Annotated in this window: 1 pseudogene; it reads left to right on the top strand. The window is 67.9% G+C overall.

Annotation, left to right across the window (positions count from 1 at the left end):
* Positions 1 to 164: 164 nt before the first annotated feature.
* A pseudogene (locus tag AC1D15_RS24440) lies at positions 165 to 3049 on the top strand (hypothetical protein); the annotation flags it as partial.

The raw sequence follows: 3049 nt of genomic DNA, 5'->3' as shown, positions 1-3049 counted from the left end.
GGCACGAGCACCTGCACCGTGGGCGGCAGCGTGGCCGCGTCACCGGGGAGTTGCACCTTCCAGTGGGTSTACGACCGATGCACSGCGCGCACGGTGAACTTCAGCGTGAAGAACSCGTTTGGCACSGCRACGACGAGCAAGGCGATCGTGAAGGGGACCTGCCTGTGAAGATCACGCAAAAGAAGAACCTGTTCGCAGCAATCGTGTGGGTGGTGGCGATGGTGGCGGTGAGCTCCGCCCATGCGCAGGCCCAGCTGCCCGCAGCACAAGCGGTGGCCGACCCGTTCAACTACACCCGCACGACGAGCACCACCTACCGGGCCGACGGCCTGGTGGACACCGAGACGGTCGAGCCGAACGATCCGCAGCGCTGTGTGGTGACGACGTACAGCTACGACTCGCGTGGCAACCGCACCGGCTCGCAGGTGGCGAATTGCAGTGGTGCCACTGGCGACGCCGTGTTCACCCCGCGCAGCAGCGGCGCCGCCTATGGCGCGCAGACGCTGGTGATCAACGGCGTGACCGTGCAGGTCCAGCCGAACACCCAGGTGAGCAGCAGCACCAACGCCAAGGGCCAGGTGACGCAGCAGACGGTGGACCCGCGCTTCGGCACGGTGCTGAGCACAACCGAGCCGAACGGGCTGACCGCGCGCAGGGAAGTCGACGACCAGGGGCGCACGACGCGCGAGATCCATCCTGATGGCACGCGGGTGGTCACGGCCTACTGCCTCATCGCCGGCCGCGTGAACCCGGCCGGAGACACCTCGAGCAACAGCCCGACCTGCCCGAGCCCGGGCGCGGCCGAGATCCCGGCCGATGCGTTGGAGTTCACACACGTGGAGCCGCGCGATGCGAGCGGCACCGAAGGCGTCAAGAACGGCGCATTCACCCGCAAGTATGTGGACCGCGCAGGCCGGGTGCTGCGGCAAGTCACCGAGGCCTTCGACGGATCCACGCAACCCGGCGGAGCGAACCGGGTGATCGTCACCGACACCGAGTACGGCGACCTCGGTCAGGTGGTGCTGCAGACGCAGCCGTACTTCCTGGACAGCGGGTCGTCGACGAGCGCGGGCAGCGGCGATGTGGGGCTCACGCGCACCGAGTACGACGTACTGGGCCGGGTGCTGCGCATCTACACCGCCGACAACCAGGGCAGCCAACCGAGCGTGAGCTTCGGTGCCCGCGGCAGCCGCAAGGCGAGGCTGTCGAGCACGGCGTATGGCGCGCTGGTGGTCAGCGCCACCGACGACCAGGGCCGCACGCGGCGCGAGGAGAGCAGCGTCGAAGGCCGCACGATCCGCATCACCGACCCGCTGGGCGCGCAGATCGTTCACCAGCACGACGCGTTCGGCAACCTGGTGGCGACGAAGGATGCCCTGCAGAACACGGTGCAGATCGCCTACGACGTGCGGGGCAACAAGCTCAAGCTGACCGACCCGGACGCCGGGGTGATCGAGTACCGCTACGACGCGCTGGGCCAGGTGGTGCGGCAGCAGAACCCGCTGCAGSYGCAGCGYGGCGGGCAGACGRYGATGCAGTACGACGTGCTCGGGCGGATGACGCAGCGCACGGAGCCGGAGTACCAGAGCACCTGGACCTACGACACCTGCGCGATGGGCATCGGCAAGCTGTGCGCGACCAGCGCCAGCACCGACATGAGCCAGCAGTGGGTGTACGACAGCCTGGGGCGGCTGGTCAGCAACCGCACGACGGTGGTGAACGGGCCGAGCTTTGCGAGCGCGCTGAGCTACGACGCGAACGGTCGGCAAGCGACGCAGACCTGGCCGACCGGGTTGACGGTGAACTATGGGTACACACCGAAGGGCTTCCTCGGCACGGTGTCATTGGCAACGGCGGTGACGGTGAACCCGTTGCCCGCCACGCCGGGCGGCACGCCAGGAGCAAGCATCACGCTGCCGGCGGGCACGGTGCTGTGGCAGGCGCAGGCCTACAACGCGCGGGATCACCTTGAGCAGCAGCGCTACAGCAATGCGGTGGTGAGCAAGTCCGGTTATGAAGCCGCGACGGGCCGCGCGAGCAGCCTGACGACGGGCAAGGGCAACGCCACCGACGTGCTGAACCACGGCTACGTGTGGGACAGCCTGGGCCGGCTGACCAATCGCAACGATGCGAACGGCGACGGCAGCACAGGCGCGGTGACGGAGAACTTCGAGCACGATGCGCTCGGCCGGCTGCAGCGCTACACGGTGGCGGCGCCTGCGATCAGCGGGCTCGTGCGCACGGTGAGCCTGCAATACAACGCGCTGGGCAGCATCCTCTACAAGAGCGATGTGGGGGTGTACAGCTACGGCGCGCAGGGAGCGAACGCGGTGAGGCCGCATGCCGTTCAAAGCATCGAGGGAGCTGCAGCCAACACCTACGGCTTCGATGCGAACGGGAACATCGCCAGCGCGACGGCAGGCAAGTACCGCGGAGTCACCTATACCGGCTTCGATCTGCCGGACAGCCAGAGCGGCGTGCAAGGCCCTGCGGGCGGCCCGAGCTATGTGTGGAGCTACGACGAAGACCACGCGCGTATCCGCGAGGTGCGGACGATTTCGAGCGGTACCAACGCTGGCACTCGAACCACTTGGTACCTGCACCCGGACAACACGGGTGGTCTGGCCTTCGAGAGCGAGGTCAACTCACCGACGAGTCCGAGCGCAGCGAACCCTGCGGTCACGAGCAACCGGCACTACCTGAGCGCGGGCGGCCAGAGCCTCGGCGTTCTGGTCACCTCCGGAGCGCTACCGGCACTCGGCGCCACGCAGACCGCACCAGCCGTGCAGTCCAGTATGGCGGCGGTGAAGCTGGAGTACTGGCACAAGGACCATCTTGGAAGCATCGCRGCGACGACCGACCACAACGGCGACSTGACGGCSCGYRACGCSTAYGACCCGTTCGGCAAGCGCCGYTTYKCGARCGGCAACYACGACGCSGCCGGCRCGCTGGTGATCGACTGGAGCCCWKCSKTSAACAGCGGCACSGACCGCGGCTTCACCGGCCATGAGCAGCTCGAYGACATCGGGCTCACGCACATGAACGGCCG

Source organism: Rhizobacter sp. P2_H2, assembly GCF_056403375.1.
Note: the sequence above shows the minus strand (reverse complement) of the source record. Positions and strands in the feature narration are given on the sequence as shown.